At 59.5% G+C, this 19,943-nt stretch carries 18 protein-coding genes; 12 read left to right on the plus strand and 6 right to left on the minus strand.

Going from position 1 to position 19,943, the window contains the following annotated elements:
• Window positions 1-228: 228 nt before the first annotated feature.
• The 3 genes from GO615_RS11385 to GO615_RS11395 all read left to right on the plus strand — a co-directional run bounded on the left by GO615_RS11385 (window position 229) and on the right by GO615_RS11395 (window position 1,305).
• Window positions 229-477 (plus strand): helix-turn-helix domain-containing protein, encoded by a 249-nt coding sequence (locus GO615_RS11385; protein WP_169128048.1) that lies wholly within the window; start codon window positions 229-231, stop codon window positions 475-477.
• A 157-nt stretch (window positions 478-634) separates the two neighbouring features.
• Window positions 635-814, plus strand: a complete 180-nt coding sequence (locus tag GO615_RS11390) for a hypothetical protein (RefSeq protein ID WP_169128049.1) — start codon at window positions 635-637, stop codon at window positions 812-814.
• 83 nt (window positions 815-897) lie between these two features.
• Window positions 898-1,305, plus strand: a complete 408-nt coding sequence (locus tag GO615_RS11395; RefSeq protein WP_169128051.1) for an antitoxin Xre/MbcA/ParS toxin-binding domain-containing protein — start codon at window positions 898-900, stop codon at window positions 1,303-1,305.
• A 286-nt stretch (window positions 1,306-1,591) separates the two neighbouring features.
• On the opposite strand, the gene GO615_RS11400 is transcribed toward GO615_RS11395, so the two are convergent.
• Window positions 1,592-2,155, minus strand: coding sequence for a helix-turn-helix domain-containing protein (locus tag GO615_RS11400; protein WP_169128053.1), 564 nt, complete (start codon window positions 2,153-2,155; stop codon window positions 1,592-1,594).
• A gap of 110 nt (window positions 2,156-2,265) precedes the next feature.
• Between GO615_RS11400 and tnpA the strand changes: the two genes are divergently transcribed.
• Genes tnpA through GO615_RS11420 form a run of 4 tightly spaced genes read left to right on the plus strand, consistent with a single transcriptional unit; the run spans window position 2,266 to window position 4,849 of the window.
• Complete coding sequence (gene tnpA, locus GO615_RS11405) at window positions 2,266-2,676, plus strand: IS66-like element accessory protein TnpA (protein ID WP_211167061.1); 411 nt, start codon at window positions 2,266-2,268, stop codon at window positions 2,674-2,676.
• Entirely contained in the window at window positions 2,673-3,020 is a 348-nt protein-coding gene (gene tnpB / locus GO615_RS11410) for an IS66 family insertion sequence element accessory protein TnpB (RefSeq protein ID WP_169128055.1), read from the plus strand. The genes tnpA and tnpB overlap by 4 nt, the downstream gene beginning before the upstream one ends.
• Before the next feature lie 51 nt (window positions 3,021-3,071).
• Entirely contained in the window at window positions 3,072-4,592 is a 1,521-nt protein-coding gene (gene tnpC / locus GO615_RS11415) for an IS66 family transposase (RefSeq protein ID WP_169128057.1), read from the plus strand.
• A complete protein-coding gene (locus GO615_RS11420; RefSeq protein WP_169128059.1) occupies window positions 4,544-4,849 on the plus strand; it encodes a hypothetical protein in 306 nt (101 codons plus the stop codon). The genes tnpC and GO615_RS11420 overlap by 49 nt, the downstream gene beginning before the upstream one ends.
• A gap of 328 nt (window positions 4,850-5,177) precedes the next feature.
• Here GO615_RS11420 and GO615_RS11425 read toward each other — a convergent pair whose 3' ends face one another.
• The 5 genes from GO615_RS11425 to GO615_RS28620 all read right to left on the minus strand — a co-directional run bounded on the left by GO615_RS11425 (window position 5,178) and on the right by GO615_RS28620 (window position 10,979).
• A complete protein-coding gene (locus GO615_RS11425) occupies window positions 5,178-5,624 on the minus strand; it encodes a hypothetical protein (protein WP_169128061.1) in 447 nt (148 codons plus the stop codon).
• Window positions 5,599-7,644, minus strand: a complete 2,046-nt coding sequence (locus GO615_RS11430) for a hypothetical protein (RefSeq protein WP_169128063.1) — start codon at window positions 7,642-7,644, stop codon at window positions 5,599-5,601. The genes GO615_RS11425 and GO615_RS11430 overlap by 26 nt, the downstream gene beginning before the upstream one ends.
• Before the next feature lie 2 nt (window positions 7,645-7,646).
• Window positions 7,647-9,374, minus strand: a complete 1,728-nt coding sequence (locus tag GO615_RS11435; RefSeq protein ID WP_169128065.1) for a site-specific integrase — start codon at window positions 9,372-9,374, stop codon at window positions 7,647-7,649.
• A gap of 13 nt (window positions 9,375-9,387) precedes the next feature.
• Window positions 9,388-10,542 (minus strand): tyrosine-type recombinase/integrase, encoded by a 1,155-nt coding sequence (locus tag GO615_RS29375; protein WP_169128067.1) that lies wholly within the window; start codon window positions 10,540-10,542, stop codon window positions 9,388-9,390.
• An 83-nt stretch (window positions 10,543-10,625) separates the two neighbouring features.
• Window positions 10,626-10,979, minus strand: coding sequence for a hypothetical protein (locus tag GO615_RS28620; protein ID WP_211167062.1), 354 nt, complete (start codon window positions 10,977-10,979; stop codon window positions 10,626-10,628).
• Window positions 10,980-11,079: 100 nt separating this feature from the next.
• Here GO615_RS28620 and GO615_RS11450 point away from each other — a divergent pair, with 100 nt between their 5' ends.
• From GO615_RS11450 to GO615_RS11470, 5 genes are read left to right on the plus strand one after another with little or no spacing between them, the layout of a single operon-like run.
• Window positions 11,080-11,880: a hypothetical protein gene (locus GO615_RS11450; RefSeq protein ID WP_169128069.1), complete on the plus strand. Its 801-nt coding sequence runs from the start codon at window positions 11,080-11,082 to the stop codon at window positions 11,878-11,880.
• Window positions 11,877-14,348: a type I restriction-modification system subunit M gene (locus GO615_RS11455; RefSeq protein ID WP_246262242.1), complete on the plus strand. Its 2,472-nt coding sequence runs from the start codon at window positions 11,877-11,879 to the stop codon at window positions 14,346-14,348. The genes GO615_RS11450 and GO615_RS11455 overlap by 4 nt, the downstream gene beginning before the upstream one ends.
• A complete protein-coding gene (locus GO615_RS11460) occupies window positions 14,348-15,637 on the plus strand; it encodes a restriction endonuclease subunit S (protein WP_169128071.1) in 1,290 nt (429 codons plus the stop codon). The genes GO615_RS11455 and GO615_RS11460 overlap by 1 nt, the downstream gene beginning before the upstream one ends.
• A gap of 12 nt (window positions 15,638-15,649) precedes the next feature.
• Complete coding sequence (locus GO615_RS11465; RefSeq protein WP_169128073.1) at window positions 15,650-18,601, plus strand: type I restriction endonuclease subunit R; 2,952 nt, start codon at window positions 15,650-15,652, stop codon at window positions 18,599-18,601.
• An 11-nt stretch (window positions 18,602-18,612) separates the two neighbouring features.
• Complete coding sequence (locus tag GO615_RS11470; RefSeq protein WP_169128075.1) at window positions 18,613-19,941, plus strand: ATP-binding protein; 1,329 nt, start codon at window positions 18,613-18,615, stop codon at window positions 19,939-19,941.
• The last annotated feature ends 2 nt before the right edge of the window (window positions 19,942-19,943 follow it).

The raw sequence follows: 19,943 nt of genomic DNA on the forward strand, positions 1-19,943 counted from the left end.
TCAACTCCTTCTCCCAAGCTAGGACCAGTGCTGTAGCGCTCTTCGCGCTGCGTGCCATCTCATTCCGGGATTTAACGGGCGATTCCGCCTTCAACGGAAATATTCCGGTCTTTAACGGAAAACGACAGCAGCGGGGGACAGAAAAGCGAATGCGACTATAGGCCACCAAAGCTTCATTGTCACTCATAGAGCGTGGCCGCATAGTGCTCGAATTCTTAGCATCGGCCGATGCCGTCGACCGTTGCTCTGCCGTCTCGCGATCCCCGCGTTCTGTTTGGACGGCGAGTGGCCACGCTACGCAAGGCCCGAGGCCTCTCGCAGGAGCAGCTTGCGCTCGAAAGTGGACTCGCCCGAAGCTATTTGGGAGGTGTCGAGCGCGGGCAACGTAACATTGCGCTCTTGAACATCGTGCGGTTGGCAGAAGCGCTCGAGTGCCCCCCCTCGGAACTGATGAAGTTCACCACCGAGAGCGAATAATCGCACTCGAGCGGTGCGCCCACACGCTCGTTGGCTCCGCGGCCGTAGAAGGTGTAGTCCTTCCAAGCTTCCAAAGATGGCGGGTGGGAATCGGCATCCGGCAGAGAAGACTGGTACCATCTTCGTGTGGGACTGGAATCCGAACGGGATCCGCTCGATGAAACTCTGCATTGCCAAGATCGCCAAACAGGAAGCTTCCGACGCGCCGCAAGGCCGGGTGTTTGCGCTGTTGTGCAAACGCGTGCCTGTGATTACGGCCGAAGATCGCGCCCGACTCGAGGCCGCGGCGAAGCGGCTCAACGACAAGGGCAGGTATCCGGTATTCCGAGAGCCGTGATTGGTCAATCTCCGATGTCTAGGAGCACCCAGCCAAACCGCCAGGGCAATCGAAAGCAGCACGCGACCGACCTGCAGACCCTGATGGTGATGGATCCGATGGTGAAAATCGAGGCATTGCGTGCCGGAATCGAATCCGTTGTTCTCGTCGAGATCGCCAAGGCGATCGGTCGCTCGACGCTCGAGTTGATCGAGCTGTTGCAGCTCTCGCGCCACTCACCCGTCGGCGCGATCCGACGAGGTGAGCGGCTCACGACCGAACAAGGCGAACGCGTCCTTGCGTTCCTCCGGCTGGTTGAGGCCGTGGGTGATATGGTGACGGTCGCAGGTGACGACAAGGCCTTCGACGTGCCGCGTTGGATCGCCGACTGGCTCGCAACGCCCTGTCCGGCCTTGGGCGGGCGACGTCCTGCGAGCCTCACCGATACGCTCGAGGGATTCCGGGTACTCAACCAACTGCTGTCGCAAATGCAATCCGGCGCCTACGCATAGGTGGCCATGGATTATCGCGACTCTGCGCTGTTGTGGCTCGTTGGGCCCGCCGTGCGGTCTGGCAAATCGAACCCCACAATGGTTTAGCGGTCGATGGGCGACTCGGGATCCGGCCCAAAGGAGGACAGCGGACGCGCTCCGGGACCGAATAACTCAACCTGATTGTCCTCCCAGCCCGCAATCCTGCGTCCCGCTGCGACCGTGTCCCGTGCGGCTCTTTGCGTCGCATCGCGGGCAATCCGCATGATTGTCTCCAAAGGCAAGTCGGCAACGCGCGGCTTCGCTTTCATGAGGTTCTTCCGTTTGATACGTCATCGCTTGAGCAGTTCGTGACCGCGTGGTTAGTCGCCTTTCGACCAGGCTCTGCGCGCGGATCATGCCCCCGATCTTTGGGGCCGCTCACCGCAATCGCTGTCGCGATTTCATCCAGTGATCGGTCCAAGGCCTGCGCGAGCCTCAGGCACACCGAAAGCCGTGGATCTTCAGCCCCGGCCTCGAGGCGCGATAGCAGAGCATCGGGAATGGCACTCAATGCGGCCAAGTCCCGCTTTGACAGCCCTCTCTCGAGCCGCATGAAGGTCAAGCTGCCCGGCGTCGACAGCACGTGCGCCATACGCTTTCTAGCGTTGATCAGGCCTTGTCGCTTCGCTGGATCGGCTTCGATTTCCTTTATCCGGTCACGAACATCCCGCCAACCCGGCCGTGCTTGCCGCGTGCTCTCTGTGACAGCTGCCTCGATCGAAACAAGAATCAGAGGAGGCCCCGATGACGTACCGAATCCGTTAGCGTTGCCGATAGATCTTATGAAATGCATGAACCCTCCAAGACCGGCCATGTCGCCCGTTGCCATTATTCTCCAACGAACGTCCGGTACAAGGTAAGCGTCCGCCCAGCACCGTCTTCCGTCTCTGATTGAGATCGCCCAGAGTGGCGCCCACCAAATATTTGGTGGGGACCACTTTGGCTACGAATGGCATCACGCGGGTGACCCGCAAGGGGCGTCCGAACTATCCGGTCGACGTCAAACGCCACCTCGCCGGTCTCGCGTGCGAGCCGGGGATCTCAGTCGCGAAGCTCGCACTCGAGCACGGCCTTAACGCCAACCTGCTGTTCAAGTGGCGCCGCTACTACCGCGCCGGACTGTTCGGCAGGCCACAGCCGGAGCATGTAGCTAGGATGCCTGGCAGGAGCATGATGCCGACACTGCTGCCGGTGGTGACCTTGTCGCCCACAGCCGGCCAGGACATGGAGGAGGCGAAACAGTCGGCGGCGCTCGAGATCGTTATCGGCAGTGCGACCGTGCGGGTGCTCGGCGAAGTCAATCGCGAGGCGCTGCGCACGGTCCTCGACTGCCTGGCCGAGCGGACATGATCGGGCTGCCGGCGGGCACCCGGATTTGGCTCGTGGCCGGCGTCACCGACATGCGTCGAGGCATGGACGGTTTGGCTGCGCTGGTGCAAGGTGCGCTGGGCGAGAATCCGTTCTCGGGGCACGTGTTCATCTTCCGCGGCCGGCGCGGTCACCTGGTGAAGCTCTTGTGGTGGAGCGGCGACGGGGTGTGCCTCTTTACCAAGCGGCTCGAGCACGGCCGCTTCGTGTGGCCGCAGGCGACTGACGGCGCAGTCCATCTCACCGCGGCGCAATTGTCGATGCTGCTCGAAGGCATCGACTGGCGTCGGCCCCGGCGCAGCTGGCAGCCCGAATGCGCCGCATAGGAGGGTCGCCGGGGGCTGTTCACACAGGGCTGACTCGCGTAGACTCCCGTCATGGACTCGACCTCACCCCTGCCCGATGATGCCGCGCTGCTCAAGGCGATGGTCGCGGCCCAGCAGGTCGAGATCGAGCGACTGAACTTCATCATCGCGAAGCTGCGCCGGGCGCAGTTCGGCCGCCGCTCCGAGCAACTCGACGAGACGATCGGCCAACTGGAACTCTCGCTCGAAGAGCTCGAGGCGGTGCGCGCCGAGGGCGCCGTCGCCGTTTCCCCGAGCACGCCCGGTACCGAATCCGAACGCGCCGCGCGCGAGCCGCTGCCGGCGCACCTGCCGCGCGAGCCGCTCGAGCATGCGCCGCAGGCGAGCTGCTGCCCGGACTGCGGCGGCGCGTTGAAGCGGCTCGGCGAAGACGTGAGCGAAATGCTCGAGTACGTGCCCGACTCCTTCCGGGTGATCCGCCACGTGCGCCCGAAGCTTGCTTGCGCCCGCTGTGACGCGATCGTCCAGGCGCCGGCACCGAGCCGCCCGATTGCCCGCGGGCGGGCCGGTGCGGGACTGCTCGCCCATGTCCTCACCGCCAAGTACTGCGACCACCTGCCGCTCTACCGCCAGAGCGACATCTACGCCCGGGCAGGCGTGACGCTCGAACGCTCGACGCTCGCCGACTGGGTGGGCCAGTGCAGCGCGCTGCTGCGCCCGCTCGTCGAGGCGCTTAACCGATACGTGCTCGCAGCCGCCAAGGTCCACGCCGACGACACCCCGGTGCCCGTGCTGGCGCCGGGAGAAGGCAAGACCCGCACCGGTCGGCTGTGGACCTACGTGCGCGACGATCGCCCGGCCGGCGACCGCGCGGCGCCCGCCGTGTGGTTCGCCTACTCGCCGAACCGGCGCGGCGAACATCCCCAGGCGCACCTCAAGGCATACCAAGGCATCCTGCAAGCGGACGCCTTCGCCGGCTACGAGCCGCTGTATGCCGACGGAGATATCGTCGAGGCCGCCTGTTGGGCGCATGCCCGGCGCAAGTTCTACGAGCTCGCGAAGGCACATGCCTCGCCGATCGCCACCGAGGCGCTCACGCGCATCGGCGCGCTCTACGAGATCGAGGCCGCCATCCGCGGGCAGCCGCCCGACGTGCGACGCGAGGTGCGACAGGCGCGCGCCGTGCCGCTGCTCGACGAGCTCCAGCACTGGCTCGGCGAGACGCTCACCAAGATCTCGAAGCGTTCGGCGCTGGCCGAGGCGATCCGCTATGCGCTCACGCGCTGGCCGGCGCTCACCCGCTACGCCGCCGACGGGCGTATCGAGATCGACAACAACGCCGCCGAGCGAGCGCTGCGCACCGTGGCGATCGGTCGCAAGAACTACCTCTTTGCCGGCTCGGATGCCGGGGGCGAGCGCGCCGCCGCGATCTACAGCCTGATCGGCACGGCCAAGCTCAACGACCTGGATCCGGAGGCCTACCTGCGCCACGTGCTCACGCGCATCGCCGAGCACCCGGTCAACCGCATCGAGGAGTTGCTGCCATGGAACGTCGAACTCGCCCCGGTCGAAGCAAACCAGGAAGCCGCGTAGCGCCAGGCCCGGCGGACGATCCGCTGGCCGGCCTCCCCAACGTCACCACCCTGATCGAGACCGAAGGGCAAATCACCCTCGGGCAGTTGTACCCCGTCGGCTGCGTCGCCATCGCCAACGACGACCACAACTGCCTGGCTATGCTCCAGCGCCGCGACGACGAAACCCTCTACGAACTCCTGATCCGGCTTGATGCCGCCATCGACCGCGCATTGCGCGACGGCGAGTTCACCGACGAGATCAACGCATCGGACTGAGGGCTGCGCAAGACGGTCAGCACCGGACGCTTACGGTACAAGGTTCGGAGAACACGTTGATGCCTATGAAGCAGGCGGTGCGAAGGCGGGTGACCTCGGTCGTCAAGTCGTAAGCCCCCTGATACAGGGTGCGCGGGCAACACTAGGAGTCGATGTTACACGCCCGGTGCCGGCCTTTTCTTACCGGTAGCATCCGCCGCTCCCTCCGCAGGCAAGACGCAGCACGAGCGGATACGCACCGGAGCAACTGATCAAGACGAGTCGAACTCGCTCATCGTCATAGATCACGACAGGGTAGTTGTGTTCAACCGGAATCTGCAACATCTACCTAATCGGACAGCTTCAACACAGGCGCCCTCGGCTGAAGTTCGTCAAGTCGTGCCTGTGCATCGGCCAGCCGCTCGGTCAATTCAACGATCCGTAGACCGGCGTCTGCGAGCTTCCCAACAGCGGCATCCCTCTGCTTTTTCAGGTCGGAAATCGTTTCCCGCAGATCGCGGTTCTTGCCGCGCTTCTTGAGCAAGCGCTGTCGCACCGAGGGTGGTTGCTCGCCCTTGTGGGTTTCGACCCACTCCTGGATCTCTAGGACGACCAACGGAAAGCGGCTCTTGCGCAGGGCGCTCGGATCACATCCCGCTTCCTTGGCCACGTTGTTCTGACTCACAGGCGTTCCTTTTGGAAGCACCTGCGGCACCCCGAGCTTCAACCGTTCAAAGGCATCCCGAAACCGCTGTTCGGCGCTGGATCCTTCACGCTGCTTGTCTGATGTACGCAAAGTAGTTCTCCAATCCTCGCTTCTCAGCCTCGAGGAAGCGATAGCGTGGGGTATCGGGTGGCGTTATCTCCAACTGCTTGATGACGCCGCCCAGCCGCTTCTGATTCGCGTCAGCGCGGCTGCGGTCGAAGAGAACATTGCTGCACGGGTGCCCATCGCCACCGGCACAATCCCCTACCGAGGACACGCAGTCTCCGTCGCACTGACCGTTCTTCATGCAGGCGCCCAAGACCGTCAACCGGAAGCTCATCTGATGATTCCGCGCCGCCTTTTCATAGCGCTGCGCATGGCCTTCGCTAATCAGGCTGACCGGCTCCCCGCCGTTTGCGGGGGCGAGCAGCTTCGCCTTGTGTTCGTCACCATACGGACTGACGAAGCGATCCGTATGCACCTCCGCCAACTGGCGACCCATCGCCTCGTACTGTGCATTTACTAGCAGGACGCGGGCAGCATCGTTGAGTTGCAGCGCCGTGTTGCCCCGCCCGTAATAGAGGGGTTGCCAGCGCGTCAGGTGCTTCATCTGAAGCTGTATCGAGGAATCGCTGATTTCCCCGGAGGCGAACATATTCACCGCGCCCGTGCGCCGGAACTGGTGCCACTTCAGGGGCCACGGCTTCCCGACTTGGAATCGCTCCGCATTGAGGCTGGGGCATACGGCCCGCGCGATCTTGATGTCGTTCTGGGTAATCGTGCGAGCTTCGAGGTCAAACAGTAGTGGATAGATGCGCACCACTTCGCAAAGGGATGCAATTTTGGGCTTCACGCCCGCGCGTTTGGCCGACGACTTTGTGCCTCTCCATGGCTCAAACGACGCCGTGAGCAGCCCAGGGTTAGCCTCTTCGGACCATCGTCCCATACAGGAAAGCCGTAGCCTTGCGATGGATTGAAGGACGTGGATCGCTGGCTCGACACTCGGACTGGTAATCCAACGACCCTCATCATCGGGGTCGGTCTTGGTCGTTTCGGCCTCGATCAGGAGGATGCGGCCAAAGACCGGATCCTTAAACCACGTTAGGCAGTTCCAGCGAACGCTTGCCGCCTCCTCGATTCGCATCAGGGTAAAAGCGGCGATGTCGGCGAGCGCCGCGTAGCGAACGATGGACAAATAGGCGGTGAATGCTTGTATGGTCTCAACGCCTCCCACCCAACGCTCCAATACTTCCTTGATGCCAAAGCGCTGCGCGGTGTCGACAAAGGGGCCGTGGTAGGTTATCCCCGAGCGCCTACCGCACCGGCCAGGAGGCGCACTCTGAAACGGCTGGCGCCTTGTACGTCCGCCTCTTGCTTCCCGATCCTCGGTAACGCCATTGGCGGCATAAGCGTCAACACAGAATGCGAAGCAGTCCTCGATCTGCGTACGGTGCGCGAGATAGTCCTGCGTGCACTCGGCCACGCGATTGACGACGTAGTTCCAGATGCGCGGTGGAATGTACTCGGTCTGCTCCGGGGTGTGGTCGGGCTGTGCCGCCTTTAGGCGCTGGATGCCTGCGGCATCGAGGAGTTCGAAGCCCAGGAAGGCCCGTGCATCCCTCAAGCGTTCCAGTTCCGCAACAACGTCCTCGTATGTGCTTGGGGCCAGGGTGTGTGCAACCTGGTCGATCACCGCCGGATAGCGCGAGAGGTCGGACGCGAGAATCTTGCTCTTGCTGCAAACTTGGACGATTTGCCGAATGGGCATTGCGAAATTAGCAAGTAGCGTCCCGACCGCTGATGCGCCACGTGGCCCCCAGCCGCGCCACGCCACCAATTGACGCAGCAGTTCGGCGTTCGCGGGGTCGATCACGGGCGAGCGGGCGTGAAGTTTGGGGCCATCGCCGAAGGCGAAGGTCGTCGTCTTGCCCACCCATGGCGTGAAGTTAGCGATGTGATCGCCGTAGCGAGAAACCTCATTGCCCTCCGCGTCTTCGATCCATACCCAGTCCTTCGGGGGCGGCCAACTGGGCGGGCGAAAGGATCGTGCGTTCGGGCGGATGAACGGCACATCGATCGCGAGGCCGAAGTGACTCAAGTTGATGCTCATCGTCAGACTCCTTGTGCGCTTTCGATCAAATAGCGCCAGTGAAGGTGGAAGTCGCCTTCGTGCAGCTTCTCGTTGGCCTCGTCGACCCACGCTCTGCGCTGCGCGTTCGACTCGCTGAACCATGTGAGCTTCGCCATCAGTACCTCCAGCGTCAGTTCAACATGCGCCGCCGCATCAGCCTTGCCCTTTGCAGGAGGCCGGAACCGTTGCAGGATGACGCCGTTGAGAAAGCGCATGCTCGCGAGCGACCAAACGTAGTCTTCGCTGTCGACATCCCGGTGGTGCTCGCAGAAGAGACACCCGGCCGGTTGGGTGCAGTCGGCCTTGGGCGCCTCTGGCGGCAGCCCGGCCAGCGGCTTAGGCACCCCATCGCACACCCCCAGCGCGGGGCAGGGCGTCGGCTTCCCCGTCAGCCGGGGATCGTTTCTCTGCCAGAACTGGATCAGTTCAACCTGCGCCACCTGCAGACTCGGCTTTTCATAGACGCGCAGCAGGGTGCGCTGGGTGTGCTGGGCCTGCTCGGCGGTGAGTTCGGGGTTGCGTGACTGACGCAACAGCCAGTTCACACGGGTATTGCGAAGCATTTGCGGGCCGACAAACGGGATGCCCATCGGGGCGCAGATGTCTTCCCGTAATCGCTTGTAATCAGGGGGGGTCGAAGCTAAGGCCCCCATTGTGCGAACGAAGGGAAACAGGCGGTCGGAGGTTGCGCCAAACACGGCGTCCCGCCATGCCAAATATTCTTCAAAAACGGCCTTGTAGTCCCTGTAGATCTCGAACGCCACCTCACCCTTGCGCCGATCCTTGTATTCGCACACTTTGTACCCGTCAATCGAGGACGCGTAGCTGTACTGCGTGCGCCGCAGTTCGTGGGCTTGCGCGAGGTTCATGCCCGTCTGCCCAATGAACACCATCAACTCCGCCAAGATGCGCAGATTGACCAGCGGGTGGCGGGTGCGTAGCGTGCGATCCGCCTCGTGGTCAGCACGCGTCTGTAGAGTTGTTCTGGTATGGATCCGGTTCTTGTACCCCGGCTGGAGCGACGCCACGGTGCTTGGCGCTCGAAGCCCTGACCACTGTTCCAGCATGCGACCATCGCGTAGCCGTAGGGTGACGGGCAGGGGGCCCCAGACGGCTTCCAAGGGCAGGCTGTTGATGACGTCGAGGCACAGATGGCCGAACGCGAAGGTGTCGGCGAGGTTCTGCTTATCGGCCGCAACCCCCGCTGCCCGCGCACCGTGGTTTTGCCATCGCAGACGGGTGGTTCGGAACAGGGGCTGGCTGCGCTCCAGTGCCTCGTCGAGAATCGTCGCTACGACGTTTCCGCCGGCGCAGGCCGTGCTGTTCTCGATGGCCTTGAGACGAACACGATTCCGCAGATAGTCCGCCCAATGACGAAAGGTGTTTTCAACGGTTTCAAGCGACACCGCCTGCTCGAACTCGTCGGCCCAGGCGAAGAATTCTCTCAGATCGCTAAGGCAATTAAACGCCGATGACTTGGCGCCCCCACCCACCAGCCGCGCGGTCATCGCTGCGTGGATCAGTTTCACCAACTCCAGGCGTTCAACCAGCGGCCTGCCGAAGTCGCCCGCCGCCATCCGGTTGAAGACGGTGCGCACATTCGCTTTGGCCGCCCCCCGGTATAGCAGCACGCGGAGATCCCAGCGGGTTTCCCGTAGCCCGTACTTCACCATCGGGAAGGTCAGATCGGGAATGACGACGTCACGCATGGGTCATCCCCGATTATCGGGTCTGTAGCCCGAGGAAGGCTTGCGTGAACGCATTGGCAACCTCGATCTTGGCCTCGGTGTGCTCGATGAAGGTGATGTAGCGAAAGGTTGTGGAGGCGTCTTTGTGATGCATCGCCCGCTTAACAAACTCGACGGACGCCTTGACCGATGCTTTTTCGAGGCAAATCGTCGCCAGCCAAGTGCCAAAGGTGGCGCGCGTCTGATGAAACTTGAAGGCTTGAAGAAACTTCAAGCCTGCCGCTTGCCCGGAGCGGCGCAGCGTGACCATTTCCCGGTCGACGGCAGCGACCGAATAAGGGTTGGAATGGCGCGTCAGGAAGAGATAGGACATATTTTGGGGTGCTTTAATGACCCGATCCAGGCGACGCGGGGACGCCGCATACTTCTTCAGCATCGTCATCCACTCGTCTGGGATCATTAAATGCCCTTCGACATCGAATTTGGTGGCAATGCCTGTTCCCGGCCCCACGGGAATCGACCACATGCCCGACACATCTGGATCGCGTAAAGCATCCTCAAGCGCCTGCACGCGCAGCGTCGTGATCGTGCCAAGCCGCGCTCCAGTGAAGAAGCCGACCATCAGCATCAGGTGCAGTTCTTCGGAGCAATTCTCCTTGGCGAATTGCAGCAGTTCGGTCATGTGCTGACGCGAGATCGGCAGCAGTCCGTCTTCCAGTCGTAGGCCGGGACGTGCACGATTTGGGATGGAGAGATCGGTCGTCAAACGATTCATCGTGCGCTCGAACCCAGCGGTATCGAAATAGCGCACGACCACTGCCTTGTCCTGCCACTTGGGCGCGTCCCTACTGATGAATTGGCGACCCGCCGCGTAACGGTAGAAGCGGATTGCAGCGCGCATGCGGGCCGTGGTCGTCGAGGGACGTAAGTAGCCATGATCACGGGAATCGACCAACTCACCCCGGTAGCGCTCCAGCACCCGCTCCGCCTTCGTTTGCGGAAAGTGCCGCCAGTCAATCTGCTCCTGCTCCAGCCAGATTGCGTACTTGTGAAGATGCTCCATGAGGCGGGTTAGCGTCTCGATCTTCACCTCCCGATTGCGCGCCACTTCTAGCGAAAACAGATTGGCTTCGGGCCACGGCTGCCCGTCATCCCAAAAGATCTGGGGCAAGCGATCCACCGTGCGCACGGACGGCTCCTTTACCCACTCGATGGATCCAGAGGATATGACAGGTCGCTTCGGGCGGTAACGGATGTACTCAAGTCGTGCCATCAGTTCGAATCCTCATCATGAGCAGAGTGATTTCCGACCGTGCCGGCGGAGTCACTGCGAGGTGCCTCACAGCTACGACCAGCCAGGCCGCCTTCTTGGCTCTGGCAGCTAGTTTCGCGCAGCCGACCTAGCCAGCGAGCGATGTCGATGGCGAGCGCAAATCGTCGGCGGCGATGAGGAATGTGAATAATCGGTACAGGCAGGCATCCGCGCTTCGCGGCCTGACGAAACGCTTCGCCGCTCGCGTAGCCCAAGAGGCGCCACAGATTGGCTCCCCCGATGAGCGGTCCATTCCGTGAGGTGAGATCGGAAGCGATTGCCCGTTCAATTTCATTCCTTGCAGTGCTGGTCACGACTTGTTCGCCTTCGACACGCATCGGCGGCGAGTATCGGGACAGCCACTGCGGGCGTCCATGTGGCACCATCTCTACTAATGTCGTGACACTAACTGAAATGGCATACAAAGACAGCGTAAGAAGAAGGCCTCCTCGCCACCCAGCCGAGTCTTTCCGGGTCAAGGCCTGGTTCAACGCCGTGGCGCTGCGTTCAGGAAAGACGGCTTATGCGTTGGAGCTGGAGTTTGCCCGGCCCGAAAGCATCCTGCGGTTCGAGGAGGGCACTGTGCAGCGCCCAAGCCTCTGGGATAAGTACGCGCGCGGCGAGGTTACGCCGGGAAGGGACAGGCTCACCCTGGACGACCAGAAGCCGAACCTGGTTGACCGGGTGGAAGACCGTTATCCTGGATCGGCATACTGGCTCAGGCACCCGTTCTGGGCTGCGCTTCAACTGGCTATGGTGCCGATGAAACACTCCGCTCCGTTGGAGACCGTGAACGGATGGATGGAGAAGTTGCATGGCGAGGCCGCGGCCGCGGCCGCGCTCTTCGCTGATGCTCCGCCGCAGGCAGGGACGCCGTTCCGGCGCCGTGCGGTCGATTTTCATTGCCTCGACCGACTATCCGATCTTGGGACCTTTGATGGCGCTGCAGCGCTGATGCTGCTGCTGCGCGAGGCGATGTTGTTTCAGGATGCGGAGCGCTACGAGAGGCTTCTCCAGGAAATGCACCATTATGATTCCTGGTTTGCTACGTGGCCGGAAACAGCGCCGTTCCATCGCGAGCTCCTCAACTATCTTGACGCTCGCTTCGGTCGGATGTTGCTCCCGGATGGGCGCGTAGGCTGGAAGTATCTCCGGCGTGACTGGACGCTCCACCAGGAGAACTGGTGGAAGATGCGTCCGCTGCCGCCTGAATGAAACCGCCCGAATGCTCATCCGAACCGGTAACTGGTAAGAAGGCACGACATTCATGCCCGTGGCGTCCGGGCTCCCATTTCATCACGGGCCGCTGCCCAGAGAAGATTTCAAGGCATATGGATCACTCAGTACACAACAAGATCGTCAGCTTCATCTGGTCAATCGCTGACGACTGCCTCAGGGATGTTTTCGTGCGCGGCAAGTACCGCGATGTCATCCTGCCGATGTTCGTCCTGCGCCGTCTGGACTGCCTGCTGGAGCCCAGCAAGGAAGCGGTGCTCGAAGAGGTCCGCTTCCAGCGTGAAGACGCGGAAATGGCCGACCTCGATCCGCATGGACTGCGTGAGGCATCGTGCTACGTGTTCTACAACACCTCCCGCTTCACCCTGAAGTCGCTGCTGGGCAACCCGTCGCAGCTGGAAGCCAACCTCAAGAACTACCTCGATGGCTTCTCGGACAACGTGAAGGAGATCGTCGAGAAGTTCGACCTGCGCAACCAAATTCGCAAGATGGCGCAGTCGGACGTGCTGCATGACGTGATCGAGAAGTTCGTTTCCGACGAGATCAACCTCAGCCCCAACGACCGTAAGGGCCCGGATGGGCGCACCCAGCCGGGACTGTCCAACTTGGGCATGGGCTACGTCTTCGAGGAACTGATCCGCAAGTTCAACGAAGAAAACAACGAAGAGGCCGGTGAGCACTTCACGCCCCGTGAGGTGATCAAGCTCATGACCAATCTGGTCTTCATCCCGGCCAAGGATCAACTGCCCAACCCGCTGACCATCTATGACCCGGCTTGCGGCAGCGGCGGCATGCTCACCGAGTCGCAGGACTTCATCACCGACCCGGAAGGCGAGATCAAGGCCAAGGTGGGCGTGTTCCTCTACGGCAAGGAAGTGAACCCGGAAACTTACGCCATCTGCAAGTCAGACATGATGATTAAGGGCAACGACCCGGGGAAAATCAAGTTCGGCTCCACGCTGGCGACCGACGATTTCTCGGGCACTCGCTTCGATTTCATGCTGACGAATCCGCCCTACGGCAAGAGCTGGAAGAGCGATCAGAAGAGCATCGTCGATGGCAAGGACGTGATCGACCATCGTTTTCAGGTGAACTTGTCGGACTACACCGGTGAAATCCACGATTTCTACCCGGCAATCCCCCGTTCGTCCGACGGCCAGCTCCTGTTCATGATGGAGATGGTCAACAAGATGAAGCGACGCAGCGACAGCCCGATGGGTTCGCGCATCGCTTCTGTCCACAACGGCTCGGCCCTGTTCACCGGGGACGCTGGCAGCGGTGAGAGCAACATCCGCCGCCACATCATCGAGAACGACTACCTCGAAGCCATCATCCAGCTGCCGAACAACCTGTTCTACAACACCGGCATCACCACCTACGTTTGGGTCCTTTCCAACCACAAGGCCGACAAGCGCAAGGGTAAGGTGCAGCTGATCGACGCCAGCAACCTGTACCAGAAGCTGCGCAAGAATCTGGGCGAGAAGAACTGCGAGTTCACCGACGAGCACATCCATCAGATCACCCAGCTGTACCTGGAAATGCCGAACGACGGCATTTCCAAAGTCTTCAACAACCGCGACTTCGGCTACTACAAGGTCACGGTGGAGCGCCCGCTGCGACTGGCCGCACAATTCAGCGCCGAGCGCATTGCTACGCTGCGCTTCACGCCGGGCATGCAGGACATCATGGAGTGGGTGTACGGCAAGTACGGCGAAGAGGTTTACACCGGCTTGAAGGCGCACACCGAGGCCATCGAAGCCCACCTTGAACGTGAAGAGATCGCCCTCTCACCCAAGAACCGTAAGGAACTGCTTTCCGAAGCGACATGGCGCGAGCAACGCGACATCATGCAGGCTGCGCAGCAACTGTCCGAGAAGATCGGCAGCGGCGAATTCCTCGACTTCAATCGCTTCGAGGGCATCGTCGATGACACCCTCAAAGCGCTGGGCCTGAAGCTGCCCTCGTCAGCCCGCAAGCAAATCCTCAACGCCGTCAGCTGGCGCCACGAACGGGCCGAGAAGGTCATCAAGAAAGTCTCCAAGCTTAACGCGGCAAAGCTGGGCGACCTGCTGTTCCAGCTGGGCACGACCAGCGACAAGCTTGGCGACTATGGCTACATGGCGACACCAACCGGAGAGTACATCGAGTACGAGCCGGACAGCGAATTGCGCGACACCGAAAACGTCCCGCTGGCGCTCGACAGCAGCTTGTCCGCGTCCAGCGTGATCCACGACTACTTCATCCGAGAAGTGCGCCCGCATGTGGATGAAGCTTGGATCGCCATCGACAAGACCGTGATCGGCTACGAGATCAGCTTCAACAAGTATTTCTACCAGCACAAGCCGCTGCGCAGCCTAGAGGAAGTCACGGCGGAAATCTTGGCGCTGGAAGCTGAAACCGATGGCCTGCTCAAGCAGTTGGTGACCTTTGTTGGGGGCGCGAAGTAATGCAGCGCTACGAGAACTACAAGCCGAGTGATGTTGCGTGGTTGGGTGATGTTCCAACGCATTGGGACGTTCAACCGCTTCGTGCAGTGACCTCACTCAAATCCGACAAGAACAGGCCTGAGCTGCCTGTCTTGTCTGTCTACCGAGAGTACGGCGTCATCCTTAAGGACTCTCGTGACGACAACCACAATGCGACTTCACTCGACACGAGCACCTACAAGGTCGTGAAGCCTGGCGATCTTGTCGTCAACAAGATGAAGGCATGGCAAGGCTCGATGGGTGTGAGTGCGTACGACGGAATTGTCAGCCCAGCGTACATCACCTGCGCAACAAGAGCTGATCGAGTTCGACCGCAGTATCTTCACTACTTGCTGCGCTCGTCAGCGCTGATCGGTGTTTACAACTCGTTGTCCTACGGCGTGCGAGTCGGGCAGTGGGACATGCACTACGAGGATTTCAAACAGATTCCGATTCCTTTGCCACCTCAGGAAGAACAAGAACGCATCGTTAGCTTCCTCGACCAGAAAATCGCCGAGATCGATGCCGCAATTGCGAAGAAAGAGCGTCAGGCTAGCTTACTCAAAGAGCAGCAATTCAAACTCATTAATCTCGCCGTAACCAAGGGGCTAGATCCATGCGCCGCGATGATTTCAGGGGGTACGGAGTGGATTGACTCCCCCCCTGCGCATTGGCAGCTCATGCGCATTAAGCACGTACTTCATGCCATTGTCGATACAGAGCACAAAACACCGCCAATGTTCGACGAAGGGCCTGCGTTAATGGTGCGAACAAGCAATGTCAAGAATGGCGAGCTCGTCTTAAATAATGCGAAGTATACGGATGAACAAACCTATCGAAGATGGACCCGTCGAGCCGTTCCTGTGCCCGGAGATATCCTTTTCACGCGTGAAGCACCCGCTGGTGAAGCCTGTGTATTGCCTGAAGGAATCAAGGCTGCAATCGGGCAGAGAATGGTGCTTTTCAAAGTTAATCCGGAACGGCTAGACCCGCACTTCGCAGTCCATTCCATCTATTCAGGGGCTGCCAAGGCATTTATCGAGTTGCTCAGCGTTGGCTCAACCGTTGCGCATTTCAATATGTCCGACATTGGAAATATCCCGCTGTTGCTCCCGCCGCTGCAAGAACAAAAAGCAATCTCACTGAGGATCAAATCAATACAAGATCAGTTTCAGCCTTTGATCAAATCTGTCGAAAGAGGCGTTGAGCGACTTCAAGAGCTGAAGCGCACGATGATTGCATCGGTAGTACTTGGTCAAGTCAAGATTTGAGGGGGAAGAGGAATGGTCAGCCAAACCAACGAAGCAGCGCTCGAAACGCACATCGAAAACGCCCTCGCCAAGGACGGCTACTGCATTGGTAATCCGGCTGACTTCGACAGAGAGTTTGCCATCGACGGCAAACTCTTCTGGCAGTTCCTCGAAGCCTCCCAATCCAAGGAGTTGGCGAAGCTGAAGGATCGTCCGAACTGGCAGCGCCTGCTACTGGAGCGGCTGAGCAAGAAGATTAAGAAGGACAGCGTGCTGGCTGTCCTGAAGAAGGGGCTGGACATCGACGATGCCCACTTCGACCTGCTCTACCGGCTGCCCTACAACGACCTGAACCCGGAAGTCGTTGCCAATTTCGAGGCCAACGTCTTCAGCGTAACCCGGCAGGTGCATTACAGTGAGTCCGACACCTTCAAGTCGGTGGACATGGTGCTCTTCGTCAATGGCTTGGCAATTGCATCGCTGGAGCTGAAGAACCCATGGACCGGCCAGAACGTCCACAACGCCATTAAGCAGTACCGTACTGACCGCGACCAACGGGAGCCGTTGTTCGAATTTGGCCGCTGTCTGGTCCACTTTGCGGTGGACCCAGACGAGGCCTACATGTGTGCTCAGTTGGCCGGAAACGACAGCAATTTCTTGCCGTTCAACAAGGGCTTCAACTTCGGCAAGGGCAACCCGGTCAACCCGAAAGGCCACAAAACGGCCTACCTCTGGGAAGACATCCTCCCGCGCCGCAGTCTGACCAACATCATCGAGCAGTTCGCCAAGTTCACTGTCGAGAAGGACAAAAAGACGGGCAAGGAACGTAGGGCGCTGTTCTTCCCCCGCTATCAACAGCTGAACGTGGTGCGCGGCATCCTGGCTGACGCCAAACAACATGGCATCGGCCAGACTTACCTGATCCAGCACTCGGCAGGCTCGGGTAAGTCCAACTCAATTACGTGGCTGGCCTACCAGCTGGTTGAGCTGTACGACACGGCAGGCACCGCCAACGTGTTCAATTCCGTGGTCGTCGTGACCGATCGCCGGGTGTTGGACACCCAGCTCAAGGACAACATCAAGCTTTTCTCAGAGACCAAGAACATCGTTGCCCATGCCGAGAGCGCTGCCGAGCTGAAGGCGCATCTGGAGTTGGGCAAGAAGATCATCATCACCACGGTGCAGAAATTCCCGTTCATCGTGGATGGCATCGATGATCTGACCGACCGAAACTTTGCCGTCATAATCGACGAGGCACATTCTTCGCAATCAGGCAGCGCCTCCGACAAGCTGAACATGACGCTGGGAGCGGAAGACGAGGAAGTGCCAGAAGACCTCCAGGACAAGATTCTTGCGGCCATGAAGGGCCGCAAGATGAGCCAGAACGCCAGCTACTTCGCCTTCACCGCCACCCCTAAGCCGGCCACGCTGGAGAAGTTCGGGCGGCAAGGCCCAGACGGGAAGTTCTACCCCTTCCACCTGTACTCGATGAAGCAAGCCATCGAGGAGAAATTCATCCTCGATGTGCTGGAGAAGTACACGACTTACAAGAGCTACTACGAGGTCCAGAAATCGGTCGAAGAGAACCCGCTGTTCGACACTGCCAAGGCCCAGAAGAAGCTCAAGGCGTTTGTGGAGGCCAGCCCCCGCACCATCGAGGTGAAGGCCAAGATCATGGTCGATCATTTCATGAGCAATGTCTGGCAGGCCAAGAAGCTAAAGGGCAAAGCGAAGGCGATGGTCGTAACGCGCAACATCGAATGCGCGATCCGCTACTTCTTCGCCATCCGCACCGCCTTGCAGGAGGCCAATGCGCCATTCAAGGCTCTCGTGGCCTTCTCGGGCGAGAAAACCGTCGATGGCATTAAGTACACCGAGGACGGGCTCAACGGCATTCCGGCCCGCGATCTGCCCGAGGAGTTCGAGAAGGACGATTTCAAGATTCTGGTCGTCGCCAACAAGTACCTGACCGGTTTCGACGAACCCATGCTGCACACCATGTACGTGGACAAGAAGCTGCAAGGGGTACTCGCGGTGCAGGCGCTTTCACGCCTGAACCGTTGCAATTGGAAGCTGGGCAAGACCGACACCTTCGTCCTCGACTTCTACAATACGGTGGACGACATCAAGGCCGCATTCGACCCGTTCTACACGGCAACGACCCTGAGCGAGCCCACCGACGTCAACGTGCTGCACGACCTCAAGGATTCGCTGGATAACTTCGGGATTTACGACTGGTCGGAGGTGACGACCTTCAACGAGAAGTTCTTCGCCAGCGCCGAGGCCGAAGAACTACACCCCATCATTGATACCGTGGTGGCCCGCTTTGATGCCGACCTCGACGACGAGCAGCGCATCGACTTCAAGATCAAGGCCAAGCAGTTCGTGAAGATTTACGCCCAGGTGGCAGCCATCATCCCGTTCAACAAGGTGAACTGGGAAATGCTGCACTGGTTCCTGAAATTCCTGATTCCTAAATTGAAGGTGAAGGACCCGGATCAGGACAAGTTGGATGAACTCCTGAACAGCGTCGACCTTTCCACCTACGGGCTGGAAAGGTCACGTCTTGAGGTGACGATCGGTCTCGATGCTTCGGAAACGGAACTGGAGCCGCAGAACCCGAATGTCCGGGGCGCTCATTTCGGTGACGGCGACAAAGACCCACTCGACGAGATCGTTCGCGCCTTCAACGAGCGTCACTTTGCTGGCTGGGAGGCCACGCCGGAAGAACAGCGCGTGAAGTTCATCAACATCGCCAAGCATGTGATGAGCCATGCCGACTACAAGGTTCAGGTCGAAGACAACCCCGACAGCCAGAACCGGCAGTTGGCGTTGGAGCGTCTGATCCAACAGGCAATCAGCGTCGAGAGGCGGCGGGAGCTTGATCTCTACAAGCGGTATGCGTCCGACCCGGATTTCAAGCGGGCGTTTGATGCGAGCGTGTCGAGGCTTTTATCCGCTAAGTCGACAAGCTTGGTCATTTAAGGAAAATAAAATTGGCGAAGCCACGAAGAACTGCTGATATTGCACAGTATGCAAGCGAGCCATTTTCCGATCAGAACTTAGCAACAATTTTCAGATTTCATACTGAGAACCCCCATCGCTTGATAACTCGAGAGAGCGGTTGGATTGAATTCAAGCAGACGTTTTCTTGGGGGAATAGGGCTGAGTATGCAAAAACAATCGCCGCATTCGCAAATAGCCGGGGTGGTTACTTCGTATTTGGGGTAAAAGATCGGCCACGTGATGTAGTGGGTACTGATCTTGCCAAATGGGAGGCTACTGACCCGACAACGATTTCCGAGTTCCTAAACCAGTCACTTGGAGTTGAAATTGAGTGGGAAGGCCATGTCGTTGAAGTGCGGGGGCTAAAGGTCGTCGTATTGTACATACGAGAGGCTCGTCGTAAGCCGGTCATAGCAGCGCAGTCTCACAAGAGCCATTTGGTTGAAGGGGAAATTTACTATCGTTACCGAGGGCGTTCGCAGCGGATACGATATTCCGATCTCCAGAACCTTCTAGACGAGCAAAGAAGGGATGACCAGGCGGCCTGGCTGAGAGTATTCAGGCAAATTGCCAAGACGGGGATAGAAAACACTGCGCTCATCGACTTGGCAACAGGCCACGGCCTCGGGCCCGGTTCAAAATTCTACATTGATCAGGAATCTCTTTCGCATCTCAAATTTATTCGAGAGGGGCACTTTACAGAAAAAGGAGGCGCGCCTGCACTTCGACTAGTAGGAGATGCAGCAATTGTTCCTGGCGCCCTTATCCAGCCAGAAAGGAAGGTTCTGGTTGTTCGTAATATTCACCTTCCAGAAATCATTGAAGGATTTCTGAATCGAACCCAAGTCGAGAACCCTCTCCAGTTCATCAAGCAGGTCTGCTTTGAAACGTCAGCGTATCTGCCGATCTACTACTATGCGAACCTTGCTGGCTTAGATACGCTTGAAAAGATCGCGAAAGTTGTTGAGGGTGTAAATACGACGTCCAGCAGTCGAAAGATTCTTTTGCAGAGGCTAGTGGGGCAAGACGATCTCTCCAGCCCTATTCCGGGAGCGAACAGCAGAGAAGCTGGTAAGCGGCGAAGAGAAAAACTTCAGGCCCTGCTAAATTTGGAACTGAGCGGCGGCGATGACAGTGAGACGGTATCATCCGCCCTAGAGGCAATACGTTGCCTCACCCTCGAGCAGATTGATGAGGGTTATCTAAACCCGTTGTTGCTGCAGTGGTTTGGAAAATACTATACGCAAGAAGGTTTTCCCGATAGGTTTCGGAGGGCTATCGCCCATCTTGATCGCTTGCGATATCGCCCTCGCGAATGAGT

Source organism: Aromatoleum evansii (assembly GCF_012910805.1).
GTDB classification, from domain to species: domain Bacteria; phylum Pseudomonadota; class Gammaproteobacteria; order Burkholderiales; family Rhodocyclaceae; genus Aromatoleum; species Aromatoleum evansii.